General features: G+C 74.6%; 16 protein-coding genes and 1 pseudogene. 1 reads left to right on the top strand and 16 read right to left on the bottom strand.

Annotated elements, in window-relative coordinates; all coding sequences use genetic code 11:
• Window positions 1–4: 4 nt before the first annotated feature.
• Window positions 5–1366 (bottom strand): hypothetical protein, encoded by a 1362-nt coding sequence (locus ACWPWW_RS13320; protein WP_454050848.1) that lies wholly within the window; start codon window positions 1364–1366, stop codon window positions 5–7.
• A 275-nt stretch (window positions 1367–1641) separates the two neighbouring features.
• Here ACWPWW_RS13320 and eccCa point away from each other — a divergent pair.
• Window positions 1642–5535 (top strand): annotated as a pseudogene (gene eccCa, locus ACWPWW_RS13315) (type VII secretion protein EccCa); the annotation flags it as partial.
• A gap of 298 nt (window positions 5536–5833) precedes the next feature.
• Here the strand turns inward: eccCa and ACWPWW_RS13310 are convergent.
• The 15 genes from ACWPWW_RS13310 to ACWPWW_RS13240 form a co-directional block, all read right to left on the bottom strand.
• Window positions 5834–7114 (bottom strand): RDD family protein, encoded by a 1281-nt coding sequence (locus ACWPWW_RS13310; RefSeq protein WP_454051817.1) that lies wholly within the window; start codon window positions 7112–7114, stop codon window positions 5834–5836.
• Between the two features lie 2 nt (window positions 7115–7116).
• Window positions 7117–8124, bottom strand: a complete 1008-nt coding sequence (locus ACWPWW_RS13305) for a polyprenyl synthetase family protein (RefSeq protein ID WP_454051816.1) — start codon at window positions 8122–8124, stop codon at window positions 7117–7119.
• A gap of 89 nt (window positions 8125–8213) precedes the next feature.
• Window positions 8214–9932: an NADH-quinone oxidoreductase subunit NuoN gene (gene nuoN / locus ACWPWW_RS13300; RefSeq protein ID WP_454050847.1), complete on the bottom strand. Its 1719-nt coding sequence runs from the start codon at window positions 9930–9932 to the stop codon at window positions 8214–8216.
• The gene (locus ACWPWW_RS13295) at window positions 9929–11518 is read right to left on the bottom strand and encodes an NADH-quinone oxidoreductase subunit M (protein ID WP_454050846.1); all 1590 of its coding nucleotides are present in this window, start codon (window positions 11516–11518) and stop codon (window positions 9929–9931) included. Before ACWPWW_RS13295 ends, nuoN begins: the two co-directional genes overlap by 4 nt.
• Before the next feature lie 10 nt (window positions 11519–11528).
• The gene (gene nuoL / locus ACWPWW_RS13290) at window positions 11529–13436 is read right to left on the bottom strand and encodes an NADH-quinone oxidoreductase subunit L (RefSeq protein ID WP_454050845.1); all 1908 of its coding nucleotides are present in this window, start codon (window positions 13434–13436) and stop codon (window positions 11529–11531) included.
• Window positions 13437–13452: 16 nt separating this feature from the next.
• Window positions 13453–13752: an NADH-quinone oxidoreductase subunit NuoK gene (nuoK, locus tag ACWPWW_RS13285; RefSeq protein WP_454050844.1), complete on the bottom strand. Its 300-nt coding sequence runs from the start codon at window positions 13750–13752 to the stop codon at window positions 13453–13455.
• A complete protein-coding gene (locus ACWPWW_RS13280; RefSeq protein WP_454050843.1) occupies window positions 13749–14663 on the bottom strand; it encodes an NADH-quinone oxidoreductase subunit J in 915 nt (304 codons plus the stop codon). Before ACWPWW_RS13280 ends, nuoK begins: the two co-directional genes overlap by 4 nt.
• A complete protein-coding gene (nuoI, locus tag ACWPWW_RS13275; protein WP_454050842.1) occupies window positions 14660–15388 on the bottom strand; it encodes an NADH-quinone oxidoreductase subunit NuoI in 729 nt (242 codons plus the stop codon). Before nuoI ends, ACWPWW_RS13280 begins: the two co-directional genes overlap by 4 nt.
• Window positions 15381–16778 (bottom strand): NADH-quinone oxidoreductase subunit NuoH, encoded by a 1398-nt coding sequence (gene nuoH, locus ACWPWW_RS13270; RefSeq protein ID WP_454050841.1) that lies wholly within the window; start codon window positions 16776–16778, stop codon window positions 15381–15383. Before nuoH ends, nuoI begins: the two co-directional genes overlap by 8 nt.
• Window positions 16775–19357, bottom strand: coding sequence for an NADH-quinone oxidoreductase subunit G (locus ACWPWW_RS13265; protein ID WP_454050840.1), 2583 nt, complete (start codon window positions 19355–19357; stop codon window positions 16775–16777). Before ACWPWW_RS13265 ends, nuoH begins: the two co-directional genes overlap by 4 nt.
• Window positions 19354–20697: an NADH-quinone oxidoreductase subunit NuoF gene (gene nuoF, locus ACWPWW_RS13260; RefSeq protein ID WP_454050839.1), complete on the bottom strand. Its 1344-nt coding sequence runs from the start codon at window positions 20695–20697 to the stop codon at window positions 19354–19356. The genes ACWPWW_RS13265 and nuoF overlap by 4 nt, the downstream gene beginning before the upstream one ends.
• Window positions 20697–21614, bottom strand: coding sequence for an NADH-quinone oxidoreductase subunit NuoE (nuoE, locus tag ACWPWW_RS13255; RefSeq protein WP_454050838.1), 918 nt, complete (start codon window positions 21612–21614; stop codon window positions 20697–20699). Before nuoE ends, nuoF begins: the two co-directional genes overlap by 1 nt.
• On the bottom strand, window positions 21614–22972 hold the full coding sequence (locus tag ACWPWW_RS13250; protein WP_454050837.1) for an NADH-quinone oxidoreductase subunit D: 1359 nt from the start codon (window positions 22970–22972) through the stop codon (window positions 21614–21616). Before ACWPWW_RS13250 ends, nuoE begins: the two co-directional genes overlap by 1 nt.
• Window positions 22969–23766 (bottom strand): NADH-quinone oxidoreductase subunit C, encoded by a 798-nt coding sequence (locus ACWPWW_RS13245; RefSeq protein WP_454050836.1) that lies wholly within the window; start codon window positions 23764–23766, stop codon window positions 22969–22971. Before ACWPWW_RS13245 ends, ACWPWW_RS13250 begins: the two co-directional genes overlap by 4 nt.
• Entirely contained in the window at window positions 23763–24314 is a 552-nt protein-coding gene (locus ACWPWW_RS13240) for a NuoB/complex I 20 kDa subunit family protein (protein ID WP_454050835.1), read from the bottom strand. Before ACWPWW_RS13240 ends, ACWPWW_RS13245 begins: the two co-directional genes overlap by 4 nt.
• Window position 24315: the final 1 nt, after the last annotated feature.

Here is a 24315-nt window from a genome sequence, read left to right as displayed (position 1 = left end):
CTCGTCACGAGGTCATCCGGCGCAGCGTCTCGATCATGTCGGCGGCGACCAGCGCCGCGGGGAGGGCGAGCACGACGCCCAGGCCCTCGAACGCGTCGCCGAACCGGGAGGCGACGACGGAGCTCCAGCCGCGGCCGAGCGCCAGGCTGACGGCGGCGGCGACCAGGGCCAGCAGCACGCAGGCGACGGCGAGCAGCGCCGCGTCGAGCCCGAGCCAGGGCCCGCCGACGACGGCCAGCTCCACGAGCACGAGCGACGCGGCGACGCGCGGCGCCCAGCGGGCGACGGGCCCGCGCGCGGTCCGCGGCTGCAGGGTGAGCACGAGGACCAGCGCGGCCACCAGGACGACGCCGCCCCAGCCGCGCACGGTGTCGCCGAGCGCGGGCGCGAGCAGGACCGGCACCAGCACCGGCGGGACCGCGCAGACCAGCAGCACGCCGGCGTCCGTGCGACGCTCGGCGGATCCGACGGTGCGGACGACCTGGCGCTCGTTGACCCGGCCGAGGCCCCGCGGCCGCGGCCCGCGGACGGACGGTGCGGTGCGGGCGACGTGCGCGAGGTCGACCAGCTGCTCGTCGGGCACGGTCAGCGCCCAGACCGGCAGGACCCGCAGCGCGATCGGCACCAGCCCGAGCAGCACGGCCGCCGCGACGACCCCGGGCAGCGCGGCCAGCAGCACCGCCAGGCAGAGCGCGGCGACGGCGCCGACCGCGACCAGGAGCACCGTGGCCAGGTCCTGGCCCCGGCGCTGCGCGCGGGTGCCGACGAACCGCACGGCCGCCACGCCGGTGGCCGTGATCAGCCCGGCGACCAGCGCGAGCCGCCGGTCGGCGTCGGTGGCGGGGTCGACGGCCGCGACGCCCGCGGCGAACCCGAGCACCGGGCCGACCAGGGTGGCGGCGGACGACGCGGCGACCCGGGAGACGGCGAGCACGGCCGCGCCGGCGCCCAGCACGAGCGCGGCGGCGAGCGCCGGCCAGCCGCGCCGGTCCGGGTCGAGCAGCAGCACGGCAGCCAGGACGGCGGCGACCGCTGCGGCGGCACCGAGCAGGCCGGGCTGCGGGTCGGGCCGGCGGGCCACCCACGCGGCGCGGGCCCGGGCCGCACGGCCGCGGGGCCGGGGGGCGGGTGCCACCACGTGCACGAGCGAGCCGTCGACCACCTGCTCGGCCACGGGCGCGGCGAGGTCGAGGACCCGGCCGCCCGAGTCGAGGACGAGCAGGCCCGGGACCAGCGGGACGCCGGCGGCGGCGAGCAGCTCGGCGAGCGTGCGGGACGCGTCGAGCGCGACGTCCAGGCGGCGGCTGCCCAGGTGGACGCCGACGCGGATCAGGGCGGCAGGCGCGGCGAGCCCGGGGACCGTCACGCGCACCTCCTGCCTTCGTCCGGTGCCACGGAGGTCGGGCGTCGGCGGAGGACCCGCCTGCCCCGGGCGCGGCGCCCGCCATGCTATGCGGTCGGACACGCCCGGGGCCCGCTACCGCCGGTACGGCGCCCGGGCATCACCGCATCGCCCGCGACCTGTCGCCCGTCCGGCCGAACGCCCGCGGACCCGACCGCCTCGCGGCAGGTAGGTTCATGCCCTAGATCCGTCGGGGGGCGTGGGGTCCCCCGCCCAGCAGGAGGGACCGAGCGCCGACGATGTCGATCGCGCCGCAGCAGGGGACGCGCCTCGAGCCGCCCGCCGTCCCCAGCGGGCAGGTCGTCCTGCAGCCGCCGCCCGAGATCCAGCCGTCGGACGGCATCAGCGGGATGCTCGCCAACGCGATCCCGATGCTGGGCTCGGTGGGCTCCATCGTGTTCGTGGCGATGAACCAGCCCGGTCCGCGCGGCTACATCGCGGCGGGGATGTTCCTGCTGGCGTCGCTGGGCTTCGTCGGCGTCAACGGCTGGCGGCAGCGATCGCAGCACCAGGCGGCCGTCGTCGGCGCCCGCCGGGAGTACCTCGCGTACCTGTCGGACCTGCGGACGTCCGTGCGCCAGGCCGCGGGCGCCCAGCGTCGCGCCGCCGAGTGGTCCTCGCCGGACCCGCGCGCGCTGCCCGCGGTCGCCGAGGAGCGCACCCGCGTCTGGGAGCGCCGGTCGCAGCACGACGACTTCCTCACCGCGCGGGTCGGCGTCGGCGCGCAGCCGCTCTGCCTGGACCTCGAGGCGCCGCAGACCCCGCCGCTCGCGCAGCTCGACCCGGTCGCCGCGTCGGCCGCGCACCGGTTCCTGGTGACGCACCGGGTGCAGCAGGGCGTGCCGCTGGCGTTCGACGTCCGGTCGGTCGCGCGGATCGAGGTGACCGGCGCCGCGGCAGAGACCCGCGCGCTGGCGCGCGCCGTCGTCGCGCAGCTCGCCACGTTCCACGCCCCGGAGGACCTGCAGATCGCGGTGCTCGCGAGCGACGCCGCCCTGCCCGAGTGGGACTGGGTCAAGTGGCTGCCGCACGCCCACTCCACCCGCTCCCGCGACGCCGTCGGCGCGGCCCGGATGATCGGCACGACGCTGGCCGACGTCGAGTCGCTGCTGCCCGAGGACCTGACGGACCGCCCCCGGTTCGGCTACGCGGCCGAGGCCACGCTGCCGCACGTGCTGGTCGTGGTCGACGGCGGCCAGGTGCCGGTCGGCAACCCGATCCTCACCGCCGACGGCGTGCTCGGCGTGACCGTGCTGGAGCTGCCCGACCGCTGGGGCGAGCTCGACGAGCCGACCACGCTGCGGCTGAACGTCGGCGGTGCCGTCGCGGGCGAGGACGCGGTGCGCGCCCCCGTCGACGTGCTGCGGCTGGGCAACGCCCCCGTCCGGGTCGACGGCGACCAGATGTCGGTGGCCGACGCCGAGGCGACCGCCCGCCGCCTGCTGCCCCTGCACGTCGAGTCCGGGCCGGAGCGGTCCGACGACGAGGTCTCCTCCGAGCTGGTCGACCTGCTGGGCGTCGGTGACGTCCGCGACCTCGACCTGGACGTGGCCTGGCGCCCGCGCCTGGCGCGCGACCGGCTGCGCGTCCCGATCGGCGTGACCCCGCAGGGCCAGCCCGTCGCGCTCGACATCAAGGAGTCGGCCCAGCAGGGCATGGGCCCGCACGGTCTGATCATCGGCGCCACCGGCTCCGGCAAGTCCGAGGTGCTCCGCACGCTCGTGCTCGCGCTGGCGATGACGCACTCCTCCGAGGACCTGAACTTCGTCCTCGTCGACTTCAAGGGTGGTGCGACCTTCGCCGGCATGGCGGACATGCCGCACGTGTCCGCGATCATCACCAACCTCGGCGAGGAGCTCACGCTCGTCGACCGCATGCAGGACGCGCTGCAGGGCGAGATGGTCCGCCGCCAGGAGCTGCTGCGCGCCGCGGGCAACTTCGCCAACGTCGCCGACTACGAGAAGGCGCGCAAGGGCGGCCGGACCGACCTCGAGCCGCTGCCCGCGCTGCTGATCGTCTGCGACGAGTTCTCCGAGCTGCTGTCCGCCAAGCCGGAGTTCGTCGACCTGTTCGTCACCATCGGCCGCCTCGGCCGTTCGCTGCAGATGCACCTGCTGCTGTCCTCGCAGCGCCTGGAGGAGGGCCGGCTCCGCGGGCTCGAGTCGCACCTGTCCTACCGGATCGGCCTGCGCACGTTCTCCGCCGCCGAGTCCCGCACCGTGCTGGGCGTCCCCGACGCGTACACGCTGCCGCCCGTCCCGGGCATGGGCTACCTCAAGCCGGACACGACGACGATGATCCAGTTCCGCGCCGCGTACGTGTCGGGCCCGCCGAAGGCCCGCCGCCGCGGCGCGCACGGCGGCACCGCGACCGGGTCGGGGCTGGCCCGGCTGGAGTCGTTCACCGCGGCACCGGTGCTCGGCGGCGTCGAGGCGCTGCCCGCGTCGACCGAGGTCGTCGCGGCCGACCCCGAGGAGACGCGCGCGACGTTCGACATCGCCGTGCAGCGGATGAAGGGCCAGGGCCCGCCCGCGCACCAGGTGTGGCTGCCGCCGCTGGTCGTGCCCCGCACGCTCGACGAGCTCATGCCCGACCTCGTCGTGGACCCGCGCCTCGGTCTCGTGTCCCCCGGCTGGCGCGCCGCCGGCACCCTCACCGTCCCGCTCGGCACGGTCGACCGGCCGCTGGAGCAGCGGCGGGAGAACCTCACCGTGCAGCTGGGCGGCGCGGCGGGCCACATGTCCGTGGTCGGCGCCCCGCGGACCGGCAAGAGCACTGTGCTGCGCTCGGTGGTCACCGCGCTCGCCCTGACGCACACCCCGCTCGAGGTGCAGTTCTACGTGCTCGACTTCGGCGGCGGCACGTTCGCGCCGCTGGCCGCGCTCGCGCACGTGGCGGGCGTCGCGTCCCGCGCCGAGCCCGACGTCGTGCGCCGCACGGTGGCCGAGGTCGAGTCGATCATCGACAACCGGGAGCGGTACTTCCGGCAGCAGGGCATCGACTCGATCGAGACCTACCGCACCCGCCGCGCGCAGGGCACCGCCGACGACGGCTACGGCGACGTGTTCCTGCTGGTCGACGGCTGGTCCACGATCCGCGCCGAGTTCGACGAGCTGGAGCCGCGCATCCAGGCGCTCGCCGGCCGCGGCCTGACGTTCGGCGTGCACCTGATCGCCTCCGCCGCGCGCTGGATGGACTTCCGCACCCAGGTGAAGGACGTGTTCGGCACCCGGCTCGAGCTGCGGCTCGGCGACCCGATGGACTCCGAGATCGACCGCAAGGTCGCCGTCAACGTCCCGAAGGACCGGCCGGGCCGCGGCCTCGCGGTGTCGAAGCACCACGTGCTGACCGCGCTCCCCCGCGTCGACGCCGACCCGTCGGCCGCCACGCTCGGTGCGGGTGTGCAGCACCTGGTCGAGACGGTGAACGCCGCCTGGCAGGGCCCCGCGGGCCCCAAGCTGCGGCTGCTCCCCGACGAGGTCACGCTCGAGGCGGTCCGCGGCGACGCCCGGGCCGACGGCCGCCGGCTGCTGCTCGGCATCGACGAGGCCGACCTGGCCCCCGTCGGCGTGGACGTCACCGAGGAGCCGCACCTGTACGCGTTCGGCGACGGCGGCTCCGGCAAGTCCGCGCTGCTCCGGGGGGTGGCCGCCGAGATCCAGCGCCTGCACACCCCGCAGCAGGCGCAGATCTTCGCGGTCGACTTCCGGCGGTCGCTGCTCGGCGAGATCCCCGAGGAGTACCTGGCCGGGTACTTCACCACGCAGGACCAGGCGACCGGCGAGATCGCCGGGCTGGCCGACTACCTGCGCGGCCGCCTCCCCGGCCCGGACGTGACTCCCGAGCAGCTGCGGTCCCGGTCCTGGTGGTCCGGCGCCGAGGTCTACGTGCTGGTCGACGACTACGACCTGGTGTCCACCACGACCGGCAACCCGCTGCAGCCGCTGGTCCCGCTGCTCGCTCAGGCCGGCGACGTCGGCCTGCACCTGGTGCTGGCCCGACGCTCCGGCGGCGCCGGCCGCGCGATGTACGAGCCCGTGCTGCAGGCGCTCCGCGACCTCGCGGCGCCGGGCATCGTGCTGTCGGGCAGCCCCGACGAGGGCGCGCTGATCGGCGGCGCCAAGCCGACGCCGGGCGTCCCCGGACGCGCGCAGGCGGTGACGCGCGACGAGGGCCGCCAGGTCGTCCAGGCTCGCCTGGACCCCGCCGACCCTGTAGCGCGGCCCGCAGCGGCGCCCCCAGCACCACGGGGCGAGCGCGTGCTCGGCCCGCGAGTGGGTACGGGACACGGTGGGTGCGCTCCCCCTGGGTGTACCCCCGACGTGTCGGGTGCTCACTCGCGGGCTCGCCCGCGCGGGGTGGGCTCGCCGGGCGCGCGGGTGGGGAGGCGGCGCTGCCGACCCCGGTCCCCCCGGCGCCGGGGCGGCGCGCCTACCGGGTGTCCCGGCCTCGCCATGGTCGCGTGCCGGCGGCGGGCGCGGCGTCACCCGGGCCGGGTGATCGCGGCGGCGTGCGCGCGGTCAGGCCAGGTCGACGCGGACGCGGCGGGTGCCGAGGACCAGCGTCCAGCCGGCGGCGACGCGGGCCGGGGCACCCGGCGCCAGCGACCACGGCTTGCCGTCCGGGTCGAGCAGCACGGTGCCGTTGGTCGAGCCGCGGTCCAGCACGTCGAGGCCGCCCTCGGCCGGCCAGAACGCGAGGTGCGTGGACGACACGGACTGCTCGGGGTCGTCGACGGTGACCAGGTGCGCCCAGGTCTCGTCGCCGGGCACGGGACGACGGCCGATCAGACCCGCACCCGTCACCGGCACGCGGTCGCCGGTGTCGACCACCAGCACGAGGGCGGTCGCGGGACCGGCCGCCTCCGGCCCGGCGGCCCAGCGCCCGACGTGGGTGTGCTCGAGGCTCGCCGAGACCCGGGATCGTGGTGTCGGGGAGGCCGTCGGGGGCGTCGCGCTCGGGCGCCGGCGCCGCGGGGACCGCGGGCGCTGCCGGAGCAGCCGGGGGCGGGCCGGACGTGGGGCCGGGACGGGGCTCCGCGACGGGTGCCGTGGCGCGCGGGGCCGGGGCCGCCGCCGGAGCCGCCGCCGGAGCCGCCGCCCGGTCGGCCACCGGCCGCGCCCGCAGCACCAGCGTCCCGGCGGCCTTGTCGTGCCAGCCGCGCTGCTCGGGCCCCTCGTCCCAGGCGCCGGACCCGGCGACCACGTAGACCCCGATGCCGCCGACCAGCGCGCCGAGCGCCTGCACCACCTGGCGCACCAGCACGGCCCACAGCCCCGCGGGCCGGCCGGTGCGGACGGACAGCGTGCGGATGCCCAGCAGGGCGCCGCCGACCGTGCGCCCGCCGAACGCCTCGCCGAGCCACTGGCCCGCGCCGAGCAGCAGCAGGAGCAGCCCGGGGACGAGCAGCGCGCCGACGGAGCCGTCGTCGCGCACCGCTGGCAGGACCGCGAGCAGTCCGGCGGCACCGACGACCACGGCGAGCAGCTGGTCCACCAGCAGCGCGACGAGGCGCCGCCACACCGGGGCGACCGCGTCGTCGACGTCCGCGCCGAGCGACCAGCCGGCCCGGTCGGACGTGGCGACGGGCGCGGGCGGAGGCGGCGTCGACCCGGCGACGCGCGCACCGCAGGTGCCGCAGAACACGGCGCCGGGCTCGAGCGCGGCGCCGCAGGTGGCGCAGGACGTCACGCCGCCGGCGACCGTGCCCATGCTCAGGAGGCCCGGTCCACCAGGGCGTCGGCGAACGACACGAACGAGTCCTTGACCGCCCCGTCGGGCAGCGGCGCGAGCAGGTCGACGGCCTCGCGGGCCAGGGCGGCGGCCCGCTCACGCGTCTCCCGGACCACGTCGTGGGCACGCAGGGCGGCGACCACCTCGGCCAGGTCGGCGTCGTCGGACAGGTCGCCGTCCAGGCGCGCGACGAGGGCCGCGTCGGCCGGGTCGGCGCCGGTGGCGGCGCGCTCGCGCAGCAGCAGCACCGGCATGGTCGGCACCTGCTCGCGCAGGTCGGTGCCGGGGGTCTTGCCGGAGACGGCGCCGTCGGACGTCAGGTCGAGCACGTCGTCCGCGAGCTGGAAGGCCACGCCGATGCGCTCGCCGAACGCGGCGACGGTCTCCACGACGTCGGGCGCGCAGCCGCCGTACATCGCGCCGAGGCGCGCGGACGTGGCGATGAGCGAGGCGGTCTTGTCGGCCAGCACCTGCAGGTAGTGCTGCACGGCGTCGGCACCGGCGGCGGGGCCGGTGGACTCGTGCAGCTGGCCGAGGCACAGCCGCTCGAACGTCCCGGCCTGGATGACGACGGCCTCGGGGCCGAGCCCGGCCACGGTGAGCGACGCGCGCGCGAACAGCAGGTCCCCGACCAGGATGGCGACGGAGTTGCCCCAGACCTCGTGGGCGGCGGGTGCCCCGCGGCGCAGCGGCGCGGAGTCCATCACGTCGTCGTGGTAGAGCGACGCGAGGTGGGTGAGCTCGACGACGACGGCGGCGTCCAGCACGTCGTCGCTCGCCGGGTGGTCGCCCAGCTCGGCGGACAGCAGCGCGAGCAGCGGGCGCAGGCGCTTGCCGCCGGCGTTCGACAGGTGGTGCGCGGCGTCGTCCACGAGCGGGTCGGCGTAGGCGACGGCGGTGCGCAGACGGTCCTCGACCAGGTCGAGGCGTCCCGCGATGCGCTCGGCGAGCACGGGGTCGGCGAGCGGCAGGGCGGTCGGGGATGTCACGGGTCGAACCTATCTGGCCGGACCGGCCGGGGCAGAACCGACGCGGCCGCGCGCCCGGCCCGTGCGGGACCGGGGCGCGGCCGGCCGGGTCACGGGAGCAGCTGGGAGACGCTCGCGATCGCGTCGAGGACGGGCCCGGGGAACACGCCCAGCACGACGGTGAGCACGGCGCACGCGCCGATCGCGACCAGGGTGAACCCCTGCGACGTGACGACGACCGCGGCGGGCCGGGTCTCCTCGTCGGCGTCGTCGCGCGGACCGCCGTGCGGGCTGGTGAAGAACATCAGGACGATGATCCGGACGTAGAAGAACGCGGCGGCGGCGGAGGCCAGGACGCCGACGACGGCGAGCGGCCACCCGCCGCCGTCCACGGCGGCGGAGAACACCGCGAACTTCCCGGTGAAGCCGGCGGTCAGCGGGATGCCCGCGAACGAGAGCAGGAACAGCGCGAACGTCGTGGCCAGGGCGGGGCTGGTGCGGCCCAGGCCGGCCCACTGCGACAGGTGCGTCGCCTCGCCGAGCACGGGCCCCTCGGCCTCGACGGGCGCCTCGTCGCCGGACCCCGCGGGGACCGTGGGCCCGTCGGCGCTCCCGGTTCCGACGGCACGGCCGGCTGCGGCGCCCGCGAGCGCCGGCACCGGCGTCGCCGCACGCACGGCCCCGCGCTCGCGCACCAGCGTGACGATCGCGAACGCGCCGATGGTCGCCGCCCCGTACGCGAGCAGGTAGAACAGCACCGCGGTGATGCCGGACTGCGTCAGCGCGACCACCCCGGTCAGCACGAAGCCGGCGTGCGCGATGGACGAGTACGCGAGCACCCGCTTGATGTCCGTCTGCACCAGGGCGACGACGGTGCCGAGCGCCATCGTCGCGATCGCCACCGTCCACAGGACCGGCTCGAGGTCCCAGCGCAGGTCGGGGAGCATCCCGTAGAGCACGCGGAGCAGGGCGCCGAACGCGGCGACCTTGGTGCAGGCGGCCATGAACCCGGTGATCGGCGTCGGGGCGCCCTGGTACACGTCGGGGGTCCACGAGTGGAACGGCACGGCGCCGACCTTGAACAGCAGCCCGGCCAGCACCAGCAGGCTGCCGGTGAGCAGCAGCCCGTCCATGCCGGTCTCGGTGCGGATCGTGGTGGCGATGTCCGCGAACCGCAGGGAGCCGGAGAACCCGTAGAGCAGCGCGATGCCGAACAGCAGCAGCGCCGAGGCGAACGACCCCAGCAGGAAGTACTTCATCGACGCCTCCTGGCTGAGCAGGCGGCGGCGCCGGGACAGCCCGGACAGCAGGTACAGCGGCAGCGACAGGACCTCGAGCGCGACGAACAGCGTCAGCAGGTCGCCCGTGGCCGGGAAGATCAGCATGCCACCGGTCGCGAACAGCACCAGCGGGAACACCTCGGTCTGCTGCAGGCCGGCGGCGCGCGCGGCCTCCTCGTAGCCCGACCCGGGCACGGCGGCGCCCTGCGGCGCGAACGCGTCCTCGCCGCCGGTGCGGTCGGCGACGACGAGCACCGCCAGGAGCGCCAGCACCGCGATGGTGCCCTGGAGCACCAGCGTCGGGCCGTCGACCAGCAGCGACCCGGCGAGCACGTCGGTGCCCCCGGTCTCGGCCACGTCGCCCCAGAGGAGCGCGACGGCGACGACGGCCCCGGCCAGCGCGAGCAGCGCCAGGGTCAGCTGGACGGGGCGCCGGAACCGCCGCGGCACGAGGGCCTCGACGAGCACGCCGAGCACGGCCGCTCCCAGCACGATCAGCACCGGGGACAGCTGCGCCCACGCGATGTCGGGCACCGTGAACGCGCTCACTGGTCACTCCCCTCGTGGTCGCCGTCCTCGGCGACCGGCATGTCGACCACGGGCGAGTCGTCGCCGACGTGGGTCACGGTCTGCGCGGCGGGCTCGTCGACCAGCCGCAGGGCGGGCGCCGGGTAGAAGCCGAGCACGAGCATCAGCGCGATCAGCGGCCCGACCACCCAGCGCTCGCGCCCGCCGATGTCCCGGGTGGCGGCGAGGTCGTCCCGGACCGGCCCGGTGAACACGCGCTGGTAGGTCCACAGCACGTAGACCGCGGCGAGCACGACCGCGACCGCGGCGACCACCGCGGCGGGCCGGTTGCTGCCGAACGTGCCGACGAGCACGAGGAACTCCGACACGAAGGTGGACAGCCCGGGCAGCGACAGCGCGGACAGCCCGGTCACCAGGAAGACGCCGGCGAGCACCGGGGTGACCTTCTGCAGGCCGCCGAAGTCCTCGATCCGGGCGGACCCGCGCCGCGCGGCGAGGAACCCGACCAGCAGGAAGAGCCCGCCGGTGGAGAGCCCGTGGTTGACCATGTAGAACGACGAGCCGGCGACCGAGGTCGACGTGAAGGCGAAGATGCCGAGCACGATGAACCCGAAGTGCGACACCGACGTGTACGCGACCAGCCGGAACAGGTCCTGCTGGCCGATGGCCAGCAGCGCGCCGTAGAAGATCGACACCAGCGCCAGCGCGATCACCACCGGCGCCGCCCAGCGGGAGGCGTCGGGGAACAGCGGCAGGCAGAGCGTCAGCATCCCGAAGGTGCCGACCTTGTCGAGCACGCCGACCAGCAGCGTGGACGTGCCGGCCGGTGCCTGCTCGGCGGCGTCGGGCAGCCAGGTGTGCACCGGGAACATCGGGGCCTTGACGGCGAACGCCACGAAGAACGCGACGAACAGCCAGCGCTCCGTGCCGGCCGGCATCGACAGGCCGGTGAGGTTCTCGGTGAGGAAGCCCTGCTCGCCGCCGGGTCCCTGCAGGTACAGGCCGATGACCCCGGCCAGCATGACCAGGCCGCCCGCGAGCGAGAACAGCAGGAACTTCACGGCGGCGTACCGCCGCTGAGCCCCGCCGAACGCGCCGATCATGAAGTAGACCGGGATCAGCATCGCCTCGAACAGCACGTAGAACAGGAACACGTCCCGGGCCGCGAACACCGCGACCATGAACGACGTGAGCACCAGCACGAGCGCGAGGTAGTGCCGCAGCCGGTCGGTCGGGAGCGCGGCGCTGCCCTGCTCGCGCCAGGCGGCGAGGACCACCACCGGCACCAGGACGACGGACAGCAGCACCAGCGCGAGGCCGACGCCGTCGACCCCCACCGCGTAGGAGACGCCGAGCTGCGGGATCCAGCCGTGCGTCTCGGCCAGCTGGTGCACGCCGGCCGCGCCGGTGTCGAAGGCGAGCAGCGCCGCGACGCCGAGGCCGAGCTCGACCAGCGCGACGCCGAGGGCGACGTGCCGGGACCAGCGCCGGGCGGCCGCGGGCAGCGCCCACAGCGCGACCGCGCCGACCAGCGGCCAGACGATCATCAGGGTGAGCCACGGGACGTCGGCGGACAGCACCGTGGTCGCGAGAGCGGGAGAACTCATCAACTTCCCCTCAGATCCGAGGTGCCAGGACGACGACGGCGAGCACGACCAGGCCGAGGAGCATCGTGGCGGCGTACTGGCGGGCGAACCCGGTCTGCAGCCTCCGCACGAGCTCCCCGATCCCGACCGTGACGCGGCCGAGGCCCGTGAACGCCCCGTCGACCGCGGTGCGGTCGCCGTAGACGAGCGAGCGGGTCAGGTGCCGGCCGGGCTCGACCAGCACCGCGTCGTTCACGGCGTCCTGGTACAGGTCGACGCGCGCGGCGCGGGTCAGCGGCGAGCCGGCGGGCGCGACCTCGGGCACCGGCAGCGACGCGTACTGCCGCCACGCCAGGAGCAGGCCGAGGGCGACGGCCAGCAGGGTCGCGCCCTGGATCACCGGCACCGACAGCACCGGCTCGTGGTGCTCGACGTGCCCGGTGACCGGCTCGAGCCAGGTGGTGAACCCGCCGCCGAGCTGCAGGACGAACCCGAGGCCGACGGAGCCGATCGCGAGCACGACCATCGGGACGGTCATCAGCGCGGGCGACTCGTGCGGGTGCGGCTCGTGGCCCGCGGCGTCGCGCGCCCAGCGCTTCTGCCCGTGGAACGTCATGAAGAACATCCGCGACATGTAGAACGCGGTGATGCCCGCGCCGACGAGCGCGACCGTGCCGAACAGCCAGGCGCGCCACTCGCCGCCGACGTCCGGGACGACGAACGCGGACTCGATGATCTTGTCCTTGCTCCAGAACCCGGAGAACGGCGGGACGCCGAGGATCGCCAGCCAGCCCGCCATGAACGTCACCCAGGTGATGACCATGTACTTCCGCAGGGCCCCGAAGCGGCGCATGTCCGTCTCGTCGTCCATCCCGTGCATGACGGAGCCGGCGCCGAGGAACATGCCGGCCTTGAAGAAGCCGTGCGTCACCAGGTGGAAGATCGCGAACGCGTACCCGACGGGGCCGAGTCCGGCGGCGAGCACCATGTAGCCGATCTGCGACATCGTCGAGGCGGCCAGCGCCTTCTTGATGTCGTCCTTGGCGCAGCCGATGACGGCCCCGACGACCAGCGTGATCGCGCCGATGATCGTCACGACCAGCTGCGCGGTGGGCGCGCCCTCGAACACCGGCGCGGACCGCACGATCAGGTAGACGCCGGCGGTGACCATCGTCGCGGCGTGGATCAGCGCGGACACCGGCGTCGGGCCGGCCATCGCGTCGCCCAGCCAGGACTGCAGCGGGAACTGCGCCGACTTGCCGCAGGCGGCGAGCAGCAGCATCAGGCCCATGGCGGTGAGGGTCGCCGTGGACGCACCCGGGACCCCCGCGGCGACGGTGCCGAAGTCGACGGCGCCGAACGTCGCGAACATCAGCATCATCGCGACCAGCAGGCCGATGTCGCCGATGCGGTTGGCGACGAAGGCCTTCTTCGCGGCGACGGCGTACGGCGTGCGGTGGTTCCAGAACCCGATCAGCAGGTAGGACGCCAGGCCGACGCCCTCCCAGCCGACGAACAGCAGCAGGTAGGAGTCCGCCAGCACCAGGATCAGCATCGCGGCGATGAACAGGTTCAGGTACGCGAAGAACCGGCGGCGCGCGGCGTCGTGCGCCATGTACGCGACGGAGTACACGTGGATGAGCGTGCCCACGAACGTCACCAGCAGCACGAACGTCAGCGAGAGCGGGTCCACCAGCAGCCCGGCGGACAGGTCGAACCGGCCCGCGGAGATCCAGTCGAACAGGTGCACGTGCAGGGCGCGGTCCTCGGCGGGCCGGCCGAGCAGCTCGAGCAGCAGCAGCGCGCCGACGACGAACGCCGCGGCCGACGCGAGCACGCCGAGCCAGTGGCCCCATCGGTCGGAGCGCCGCCCGAGCAGCAGCAGCACCGCCGCGCTCGCCAGCGGCACGGCCACCAGCACCGGGGCCAGGGAGGTCACTTCGGTCACGATCCCCTCAGCTCTTCAGCAGGTTGATGTCGTCGACCGAGGCCGACTTCCGGGTGCGGAAGATCGAGATGATGATCGCCAGGCCGACGACCACCTCCGCCGCGGCCACGACCATGACGAAGAACGCCATGACCTGGCCCGTGAGGTCGCCGTGCAGCCGCGCGAAGGTGACCAGCGCGAGGTTGGTGGCGTTGAGCATGAGCTCGACGCCCATGAACACGATGATGGCGTTCCGGCGCAGCAGCACCGTCGCGGCGCCGATCGAGAACAGGATCGCGGACAGCACCAGGTAGTGGGCCAGGGTCACGGCTGCGTCTCCGTCCGGGTCGAGCCGCTGCCGAGCTGGATGTCGGTCACCGGCCCGGTGGTCTCGCCGGGCGGCGCGGCGGGCGGCCGCGGCTCGTCCTCGGCCGCGCCGAGCACGGCGTCGACCTCCTCGTCGGTGACCGCGCCCCGCTCCTGCAGGACGGCGGTGACCGCGCGGCGGTAGGTGTCCGCGCGGTACTCGGCGGTGCCGGCCTCCTGGCCGCGGATCCGGAGCACGCGGGGCACGGAGTCGTCGATCGGGTTGCCGGCCGGGTCGAGCGCGGGCACGTCCATCGCGTTGTGCCGCGCGTACACGCCCGGGGCGGGCAGCGGGGTGAGCCGGGCACCGGCGGCCACGCGGGCCGCGGCGCGCTCCGGCTGCTTCACGACGGGTCGCAGCCGCTGCCGGTGGGTCAGCACCAGCGCGCCGAGCGCGGCGGTGACCAGCAGGGCGCCGACCACCTCCAGCCCGAACACGTGCTGGCCGAAGATGATGCGCGCGACGCCGACGGGGTTGCCGTCGGCGTTCGCCTCGGCGAGCCCCGCGGCGTCGGGGTAGGTCGCGCGGCCGACGACGCCCGCCAGGACGACGCCGAGGCCGAGCGCGGCGATCCAGCCGACCCAGCGCTGCCCGCGGATGGTCTCGACCAGGGAGTCGGACGCGTCGACGCCGACCAGCATCAGCACGAACAGGAACAGCATCATGATCGCGCCGGTGTAGACGACCACCTGGACGACGCCGAGGAACGGCGCCTCCTGCGCGACGTACAGGAAGGCGAGCGAGACCATCACGGTGATCACGCACAGGGCGGCGTGCACGGCCTTGCGGGCGAACAGCAGGCCGGAGGCGGCGAGCACCATGATCGGCGCGAGCACCCAGAACAGGACCGCCTCGGCGGTGGAGGGCGTCATCGGGGCTCCCGCCCTGCCGGGGCCGTCGTCCCGCTCGCCCGGCGCCGGGCGGCGTCGAGCGTCGGGTCGTCCGGGCGGTGCTCCGCCACCCAGTCGACCTGGGCGGTCGTGGGCGCGGTGACCTCGTTGCGGTAGTACTCGGTGTCCGTGGTGCCCTCGACCATGGGGTGCGGGGCGGCGAGCATGCCCTCGGCCATCGGCGCGAGCAGGTCCTGCTTCTCGTAGATCAGGCCCTCCCGGGTCGGGCCCGCCAGCTCGAAGTCGTTGGTCATGGTCAGCGCGCGGGTCGGGCAGGCCTCGATGCACAGCGCGCAGAAGATGCAGCGCAGGTAGTTGATCTGGTAGACGCGGCCGTACCGCTCGCCGGGCGAGTGCTGCTCGTCGGCGGTGTTGTCGCCGGCCTCGACGTAGATGGCGTCGGCCGGGCAGGCCCAGGCGCACAGCTCGCAGCCGATGCACTTCTCGAGGCCGTCGGGGTACCGGTTGAGCTGGTGCCGGCCGTGGAACCGCGGCTTCACGGGCGCCGTCTCGAACGGGTACTGCTCCGTGACGGTGCGGCTGAAGAAGTTCTTGATCGTGACGCCGAACCCCGCGGCGGGCGCGAGGGCGTCCGCCACCGCGCCGCGCTCGGGGATCAGCGACCGGTACGGCCGCGGCTGCCCGGGTGCGGCGACCTCGCCGCCGCCGGTCCGCGGCTCGACGGCCTTGTCGGGCGTGTCAGCCACGGGGCACCTCCTGGGTGGGGGACGCGGGGGCGTCGGACTCGTCGGGCGCGCCGACCAGGGCCGGCGTGGACTCCTGCACCTGCCGGCGGCGCTCGGCACGCGGGGACGGCGGCAGGGTCTGACCGGGCAGCGGCGGCACGGGGAAGCCGTCGGCGAAGGCGTCGAACGGCCGGTCGCCGGGTGGGGCCGGCGGTTCGGGCTTCTTCTCGGGGATGAGGAAGGACGCCAGCACCGCGACGACGATCGCGGCGGCCAGCCACACCATCAGCGTGCTGAGGTCGACGTCGGTGAACTGCCGCACGCCCTGGACGACCGCCACGGCCACCAGCCAGACCAGCGCGGCCGGGATCAGCACCTTCCAGCCGAAGTTCATGAACTGGTCGTACCGGAACCGCAGCAGCGTGCCGCGGATCCAGACGAACAGGAACATGAACATCCAGACCTTGGCCACGAACCACAGCAGCGGCCACCAGCCGGTGTTGAGCACGCCGTCGCCGATCCAGGACAGCGGCCACGGGGCGCGCCAGCCGCCGAAGAACAGCGTGGTCGCCACCGCGGAGACGTTGAGCATGTTGATGTACTCGGCCAGGAAGAACCAGGCGAACTTCATCGACGAGTACTCGGTGGTGTAGCCGCCGACCAGCTCGCCCTCGGCCTCGGGGAGGTCGAACGGCAGCCGGTTGGTCTCGCCGACCATCGAGATGACGTAGATGACGAACGCCGGCGCCAGCGGGAGCAGCCACCACACGGTGGTCTGCGACCCGACGATCTCCGACGTCGACATCGAGCCGGCCAGGATGAACACGCTCACCAGCGACAGGCCCATCGCCAGCTCGTAGGAGATCACCTGGGCCGTGGAGCGCACGGCGCCCAGGAGCGGGTAGGTCGAGTTGGACGACCAGCCGCCGAGCACGATGCCGTACACGCCGACGGACGCGCAGGCCAGGATGTAGAGCACCGCGACCGGGAAGTCGGTCAGCTGCAGCGGCGTCACGACGCCGAAGATCGACACCTCGGGCCCGAACGGGATCACCGCGTAGGTGAGCAGCGAGCAGAACACCGCGATGAACGGCGCCACGACGTAGACGACCTTGTCCGCCGCCGTGACGGTGACGTCCTCCTTGAGCAGCAGCTTCATCGCGTCGGCGAGCGACTGGAACAGGCCGAACGGGCCGTGCACGTTGGGGCCGGGGCGCAGCTGCATCCGGCCGACGACGCGGCGCTCGAACCAGATGGCGATGAGCACGCTCAGCAGCAGGAACACCAGGATCCCGACGGCCTTGAGCACCCACACCCAGAACACGTCCTCGCTGAAGTCCGCGGGACCGCCCTCGGCGGCGGAGGCCGGCAGCAGGGCGGGCAGTGCGGTCAGGGCGGTCAGCGCGGTCACGCCGTCACCTCCGGGTCGAGGACGTCGGCAGGCCCGATCCGCACCGGGTCCCCCGGCAGGGCGTGCAGCGCGTCGCGGACGTGGCTGCCCGTCGACGCGGTCGGCAGCCACACCACGTGGTCCGCCATCGGGGTCACGACCGCCGGCAGGGTGATGGACCCCGCGTCGGTGGCGACGGTCAGGTCGGCGCCGTCGAGCACCCCGGCGGCGGCCGCGGTCGCCGGGGAGAGCCGGGCGACCGGCCGCTTCGCGGTGCCGGCCAGGAAGGGCTCGCCGTCCTGCAGGCGGCCCGCGTCCAGCAGCTGGTGCCAGGTCGCGAGCACCGCGTGCCCGGCCGGGACGGCGGCGGGCTCGGCGGCGGGCACGTCGGGAGCCGGCACGCGGGCGCCGTCCCAGTCCCCGCGCAGCGCCTCGGAGTCGGCGTGCACCGCGGCGATCGTGCGCAGCCCGAGGGTGACGCCGAGCTCGTCCGCGAGCGCGTCCAGCACCCGGTGGTCGGCCATGGCGGTCGACGTCAGCGCCTGCGGGAACGGCCGCGCGCGGCCCTCCCAGCTGACGTAGGTGCCGGGCCGCTCCACGGGCGGGGCGACCGGCAGCACCACGTCGGCCAGCTCGGTCACCTCGGACCGGCGGACCTCCAGGGAGACGACGAACCCGGCGGCCGCGAGCGCGGCGCGCGCCGCGGCGGGGTCGGGCAGGTCGCGGACGTCCACGCCGCCGACGACCAGGCCGCCGAGCGTCCCGCCGGCCGCCGCCGCGAGGATGCCGGCGGTGTCCCGGCCGGGCTCGGCGGGCAGGTGCTCGACGTCCCAGGCGGCGGCGACGTCCACCCGGGCGGCGGGGTCGGCGACGGGGCGGCCGCCCGGCAGCAGGGTCGGCAGGGCGCCGGCCTCGACACCACCGCGCTCCCCCGCCCGCCGGGGGATCCAGGCGACCCGCGCGCCGGTGCGCTCCGCGAGCCGCAGCACGGCGGACAGCGCGCCCGGCACCGCGGCGAGCCGCTCGCCGACCAGGACCAGCGCCCCCTCGGCCGCGAGCGCGTCGCCCGCGTCGGCGAGGTCGCGCGAGCCGATGGCGTCCAGCACCTCGGGCTCGGTGCCCGGCGCGGCGGCGATCAGCCGGCCGTCCAGGCGCTGGAGCCCGCGGCTGGCCAGCGGCGCGACGGACAGGACCCGCGTGCGACCGGCGACGACGCCCTTGCGGAGCCGCAGGAACACGACGCCGGCCTCCTCCTCGGCCTCCAGGCCGACGAGCAGCACCGCGGGCGCGGCCTCGAGGTCGCGGAACGTGACGCCCAGCCCGCGGCCGGCGACCGCGTGGCCGAGGAACGCGAGCTCCTCGTCCGAGTGCGGGCGGGCGCGCAGGTCGACGTCGTTGGTGCCGAGCACCACGCGGGCGAACTTGGCGTAGGCGTAGGCGTCCTCGACGGTCAGGCGGCCGCCGGGGAGCACCCCGACGCCGCCGGCCGCACGGGCCTCGGCCAGGCCGTGCGCCGCGACCTCGAGGGCCTCCGCCCAGGACGCGGGGTGCAGCTCGCCGCGGGTGCCGTCGGCCGCGCGGTCGCGGACCAGCGGCGTGGTGACCCGGTCCGTGGCCGCCTGCCAGGTGAACGCGAACCGGTCCTTGTCGGTGATCCACTCCTCGTTCACCTCGGCGTCCTCGCCGGCCAGCCGGCGCAGCACGACGCCGCGGCGGTGGTCGACGCGGATCGCCGCGCCGGAGGAGTCGTGCTCGCTGACGCCCGGCGTCGACACCAGGTCGAACGGGCGGGCGCGGAACCGGTACGCCGCGCCGGTCAGCGCACCGACCGGGCAGATCTGCACCGTGTTGCCGGAGAAGTAGGAGGCGAAGGGGCTGCCGGACTCGTCGTCCTCGGCCGGGCCGACCGGGATGTCGGCGCCCAGGTCCACCGGGCCGGCGTAGTCGAGCACGTCCGTGTCGAACCGGCCGATCTGCTGCATCGCCCCGCGCTTCTGCAGGTCGATGAAGGGGTCGCCGGCGATCTCGCGGGAGAACCGCGTGCACCGCTGGCAGAGGATGCACCGCTCGCGGTCCAGGAGGATCTCGGTCGAGATCGCGATCGGCTTCGGGAACGTGCGCTTGATGTCGACGAACCGCGTGCTCTCCCGGCCGTTGGACATCGCCTGGTTCTGCAGCGGGCACTCGCCGCCCTTGTCGCAGACGGGGCAGTCGAGCGGGTGGTTGATCAGCAGCAGCTCCATGACGCCGTGCTGGGCCTTGTCGGCCTCGGCGGAGGTGCGCTGCGTGCGGACGTCCATGCCGGGCGTCGCGGTGAGCGTGCAGGACGCCTGCGGCTTGGGCATCTTCGCGACCTTGCCGTCGCGGCCGGGGGCCCAGACCTCGACCAGGCACTGCCGGCACGCGCCCGCGGGGGCGAGCAGCGGGTGGTCGCAGAACCGCGGGATCTGGATGCCGAGCTGCTCGGCGGCGCGGATCACCAGCGTGCCCTTCGGCACCGTGGTCTCGATGCCGTCGATGGTGAACGTGACCCCGTCCGGCTTCTGCTCCGGCGGTGGCGTCGCTCCCGCGCCGGCGGGCTTCGATGCGGTGACGGTCATGCGTGGGCTCCTGCGAGCTGGCCGCTGCGACGCGGCGTGTAGGGGACGAGCGCGGCGCGCTCCGGCGGGAACAGCACGTCGGCCGGGGTGTGCGTCCCGGCCTCGAACTCGTCCCGGAAGTACTGGATGGCCGACGTGATCGGGCTGGTCGCGCCGTCGCCGAGGGCGCAGAACGCCTTGCCGAGGATGTTGTCGCACAGGTCGAGCAGCAGGTCGATGTCCCCCGACGTGCCCTGACCCGCCTCCAGCCGGCCGAGCACCTGCGCCAGCCAGAACGTGCCCTCGCGGCACGGCGTGCACTTGCCGCACGACTCGTGCTTGTAGAACTGCGTCCACCGCGACACGGCCTTGACCACCGACACCGTGTCGTCGAAGACCTGCAGGGCGCGGGTGCCGAGCATCGACCCGGCGGCCCCGACCTCCTCGTAGGTCAGCGGCACGTCGAGGTGCTCCGCGGTGAAGATCGGCGTCGAGGACCCGCCCGGCGTCCAGAACTTCAGCTCGTGGCCCTCGCGGACCCCGCCGGCCATCTCCAGCAGCTCGCGCATGGTGATGCCGAGCGGCGCCTCGTACTGCCCGGGCCGGGCGACGTGGCCCGACAGCGAGAACAGCCCGTGGCCCGGCGACCGGTCGGTGCCCATCGTGCGGAACCAGTCCGAGCCGCCGACCAGGATCCCGGGGACCGAGGCGATCGACTCGACGTTGTTCACCACGGTCGGCCGGGCGTACAGGCCGGCGACCGCCGGGAACGGCGGCTTGAGGCGCGGCTGGCCGCGCCGACCCTCCAGCGAGTCGAGCAGCGCGGTCTCCTCGCCGCAGATGTACGCGCCGGCCCCGGCGTGCACGGTGACCTCCAGGTCGTACCCGCTGCCGTGGACGTCCTTCCCGAGGTGCCCGGCCGCGTACGCCTCCTCGACCGCGCGGAGCAGCCGCCGGTAGACGTGCACGACCTCGCCGCGCAGGTAGATGAACGCGTGGTGGCAGCCGATCGCGTACGACGTGATCGCGACGCCCTCGACCAGCACGTGCGGGTCCGCCAGCATCAGCGGGATGTCCTTGCACGTGCCGGGCTCGGACTCGTCGGCGTTGACCACGAGGTAGCGGGGGCCGCCGTCCGGCGCGGGCAGGAAGCCCCACTTCATGCCCGTGGGGAACCCGGCGCCGCCGCGGCCGCGCAGGCCGGAGTCCTTGACGGTGGTCACCACGTCGGCGGCGTCCATCGTCAGGGCCGTGCGCAGGCCGCGGTAGCCGCCGTTCTCCTCGTAGGTGCGCAGGGTCCAGGGGCGGTCGGCGTCCCACCGGGCGCTGAGCACCGGGGTGAGCGTGGTCGCGTCGGCCATCACGACTCCTTCGACGTGTCGGCGGGCCTGCTCGTGTCGTCGGCCCGGTGCTCGGCCTTCTCCTGGTCGGCGTCCCGGTCCGCGGCACCCGCGGCGGGGCGGTCGACGCTGGACTGCTCGCCGCCGGGCTGCGGGGCGGAGGCGGCGGTGCTGCCGGCGGCGGGGGCCGCGGGCTCCCCCTGCTCGGCGGGCTCGGCGGCCCGCTCCGCGGCGTCGAACGACGGGGCCGTCCAGCCGCGCTCACGGGCGAGCTCCAGCCCGCGCAGCGTCGGCGCCCCGGCGGCCACGCCCTCGTCGGCGAGCCCGTCCGGGAACCCGGCGAGCACGCGGGACACCTGCTTGAAGGTCTGCACCTGACGCGGCCCGCGGGTCGGGGCCACCGGCTCCCCGGCGATCAGCCGGCCCACCACGTCGGCGGCGCCGTCCGGGGTCTGGTTGTCGAAGAACTCCCAGTTGATCATCATCACCGGCGCGTAGTCGCAGGCGGCGTTGCACTCGATGCGCTCGAGCGTGATCTTCCCGTCCGGGGTGGTCTCGTCGTGCCCGACGCCGAGCCGCTCGGTGAGCTCCTCCCAGATCGCGTCGCCGCCCATGATCGCGCAGAGCGTGTTGGTGCAGACGCCGACGGTGTACGTGCCGTTCGGCCGGCGCTTGTACTGCGTGTAGAACGTCGCGACCGCCGACACCTGCGCGGTGGAGAGGTCGAGGGCGTCGGCGCAGAACGCGATGCCGGCGGGGCTCACGTAGCCGTCCTCGCTCTGCACCAGGTGCAGCAGCGGCAGCAGGGCGGAGCGCGGGTCCGGGTAGCGGGCGACGACCTGGGCGGCGTCGGCGGCGAGCCGGACCCGGGTGTCCTCGTCGTAGGCGCCGCGCGGGCGTCCCGTGCCGGGGATCCGCGGGTGGTCGATGGCGGTCATCAGCGGTCCACCCCTCCGAGCACCGGGTCGATCGAGGCGACGGAGCAGACGACGTCCGCCACCTGCCCGCCCTCGCACAGCACCGACACGGCCTGCAGGTTGTTGAAGGACGGGTCGCGGAAGTGCGCCCGGTACGGCTTGGTGCCCCCGTCGGAGACGAGGTGCACGCCCAGCTCCCCGCGGGGGTGCTCGACGGTCTGCCAGACCTGGCCGGCGGGGACCCGGAAGCCCTCCGTCACCAGCTTGAAGTGGTGGATCAGGGCCTCCATCGAGGTGCCCATGATCTCGCGGATGTGGTCGAGCGAGTTGCCCATGCCGTCCGCGCCGACCGCCAGCTGCGCGGGCCAGGCGATCTTCTTGTCGGCGACCATCACCGGGGTGCCGGCGGACACCTGCAGCCGGTCCACGACCTGCTCCACGATGCGCATCGACTGGTAGCACTCCTCGATGCGCAGGACCAGCCGGTCCCAGCAGTCGGAGCCCTGGGCCACCGGCACGTCGAAGTCGTAGGTCTCGTACCCGCAGTACGGGGCGGCCTTGCGGACGTCGTACGGCAGGCCGGTCGACCGGAGCATCGGCCCGGTGATCCCCAGCGCCATGCAGCCGGCCAGGTTGAGCACGCCCACGTCCTTGAGCCGGCCCTTGAGGATCGGCTGGCCGAGCATGAGGTCCTCGAGCTGCGTGAGGTAGCGGCGCACGCCGACCAGGGACTCGCGCACCGAGTCGAGCCCGCCCGGGGGGATGTCCTGCGCGACGCCGCCGGGGCGGATGTACGCGTGGTTCATCCGCAGGCCGGTGACCATCTCGAAGACCCGGAGGATCTCCTCGCGGGCCGTGAAGCCGATCGTCATGATCGTGGTCGCGCCGAGCTCGTTGCCGCCGGTCGCGAGGCACACCAGGTGCGAGGAGATCCGGTTCAGCTCCATCATCAGCACCCGGATCTGGGTGGCGCGCTCCGGGACGTCGTCGGTGATCCCCAGCAGCTTCTCCACCGCCAGGCAGTACGCGGCCTCCTGGAACAGCGGGGCGACGTAGTCCATGCGGGTGCAGAACGTCACGCCCTGGGTCCAGGTGCGGTGCTCCATGTTCTTCTCGATGCCGGTGTGCAGGTAGCCGATGCCCGCGCGGGCCTCGGTCACCGTCTCGCCGTCGATCTCGAGCATCAGCCGGAGCACGCCGTGGGTGGACGGGTGCTGCGGGCCCATGTTGACGACGATCCGCTGCTCGCCGAGGCGGGCGGCCTCCTCGGCGATGTCGGACCAGTCGCCGCCGGTCGCCTCGAAGCTGCGGATGCCGACGGTCTCGTCGTCGACGACGTGGCCGGTCGCCCGGACGTTGTGCGGCGTCTGCGTGCTCATGAGTACTGCCTCCGCTGGTCGGCCGGCGGGATGGTGGCGCCCTTGTACTCCACGGGGATGCCGCCGAGCGGGTAGTCCTTGCGCTGCGGGTGCCCGGGCCAGTCGTCGGGCATCTCGATCCGCGCCAGGTCGGTACGGCCCGTGAAGACGATGCCGAAGAAGTCCCAGGTCTCGCGCTCGTGCCAGTCGTTCGCCGGGTAGACGTCGACGGTCGTCGGGATGGTCGGGTCCTCCTCGGCCACGGCCACCTCCAGCCGCAGCCGCCGGCCGTGCGTGACCGAGACCAGGTGGTAGACGGCGTGCAGCTCCCGGCCGGTGTCGTGCGGGTAGTGCACGCCGCTCACGCCGAGCGACAGCTCGAACCGCAGGTCCTGGTCGTCGCGCAGGTGCTGCGTGACCTCGACCAGGTGCTCCCGGGCGACGTTCAGCGTCAGCTCGCCGCGGTCCACGACCACCGACTCGACCGCGCTCGCGTACCCCGTGCCCGACTCGTCCAGCAGCTCGGCCAGGACGTCGACGACCTCGTCGAACCAGCCGCCGTACGGCCGCTCGCTCGGGCCGGGCAGGACGACCGTCTGCACCAGGCCGCCGAAGCCGGAGGTGTCACCGGTGCCCTGGACGCCGAACATGCCGTGCCGGACGTCGACCACCTCGAGCGGCAGCGTGCGGTCCGCGGGGACGTTCTGCGACCCGGCCTCGAGGGCGGCCTCGCTGGTCCGCTGCGCGCCGGCGTCGGCGGAGGCGGTGTCGCCGGCCTTGGCCGCTGCGGCGGCGTCGCGCTTCTCGTCGCTCATCGCAGCAGCCCCGTCATCTGGGAGGTCGGCGTGGCGCGCAGCGCGGCGGCCTCGACCTCGCGGGCGATGTCGGCGCGGTTCTTGCCGAGCGGCTCGTGCTTGATCTGCTCGTGCAGCTCGAGGATCGCGTTGATCAGCATCTCGGGCCGCGGCGGGCAGCCCGGCAGGTAGATGTCGACCGGCACGACGTGGTCGACGCCCTGGACGATCGCGTAGTTGTTGAACATGCCGCCGCTGCTGGCGCAGACGCCCATCGACAGCACCCACTTGGGCTCGGCCATCTGGTCGTAGACCTGGCGGACGACCGGCGCCATCTTCTGGCTGACCCGTCCGGCCACGATCATCAGGTCGGACTGCCGCGGCGAGGCGCGGAACACCTCCATGCCGAACCGGGAGATGTCGAACCGGCTGCCGCCCGTCGCCATCATCTCGATCGCGCAGCAGGCCAGGCCGAAGGTCACCGGCCACAGCGAGGCCTTGCGGACCAGGCCCGCGAGCGTCTCGACCGACGTCAGCAGGAAACCCGAGGGTGCTTCTTCGATACCCATG

The sequence above is a fragment of the Cellulomonas sp. Marseille-Q8402 genome (assembly GCF_965119525.1).
Note: the sequence above shows the minus strand (reverse complement) of the source record. Positions and strands in the feature narration are given on the sequence as shown.

Coding starts and splice junctions, on each gene's coding strand:
- nuoE (WP_454050838.1), bottom strand. CDS start 21,614: ATGACCGCCATCGACCACCCGCGGATCCCCGGCACGGGACGCCCGCGC.
- nuoF (WP_454050839.1), bottom strand. CDS start 20,697: ATGGCCGACGCGACCACGCTCACCCCGGTGCTCAGCGCCCGGTGGGAC.
- ACWPWW_RS13265 (WP_454050840.1), bottom strand. CDS start 19,357: ATGACCGTCACCGCATCGAAGCCCGCCGGCGCGGGAGCGACGCCACCG.
- ACWPWW_RS13240 (WP_454050835.1), bottom strand. CDS start 24,314: ATGGGTATCGAAGAAGCACCCTCGGGTTTCCTGCTGACGTCGGTCGAG.
- ACWPWW_RS13250 (WP_454050837.1), bottom strand. CDS start 22,972: ATGAGCACGCAGACGCCGCACAACGTCCGGGCGACCGGCCACGTCGTC.
- ACWPWW_RS13280 (WP_454050843.1), bottom strand. CDS start 14,663: ATGACGCCCTCCACCGCCGAGGCGGTCCTGTTCTGGGTGCTCGCGCCG.
- ACWPWW_RS13295 (WP_454050846.1), bottom strand. CDS start 11,518: ATGAGTTCTCCCGCTCTCGCGACCACGGTGCTGTCCGCCGACGTCCCG.
- ACWPWW_RS13310 (WP_454051817.1), bottom strand. CDS start 7,114: ATGGGCACGGTCGCCGGCGGCGTGACGTCCTGCGCCACCTGCGGCGCC.
- ACWPWW_RS13245 (WP_454050836.1), bottom strand. CDS start 23,766: ATGAGCGACGAGAAGCGCGACGCCGCCGCAGCGGCCAAGGCCGGCGAC.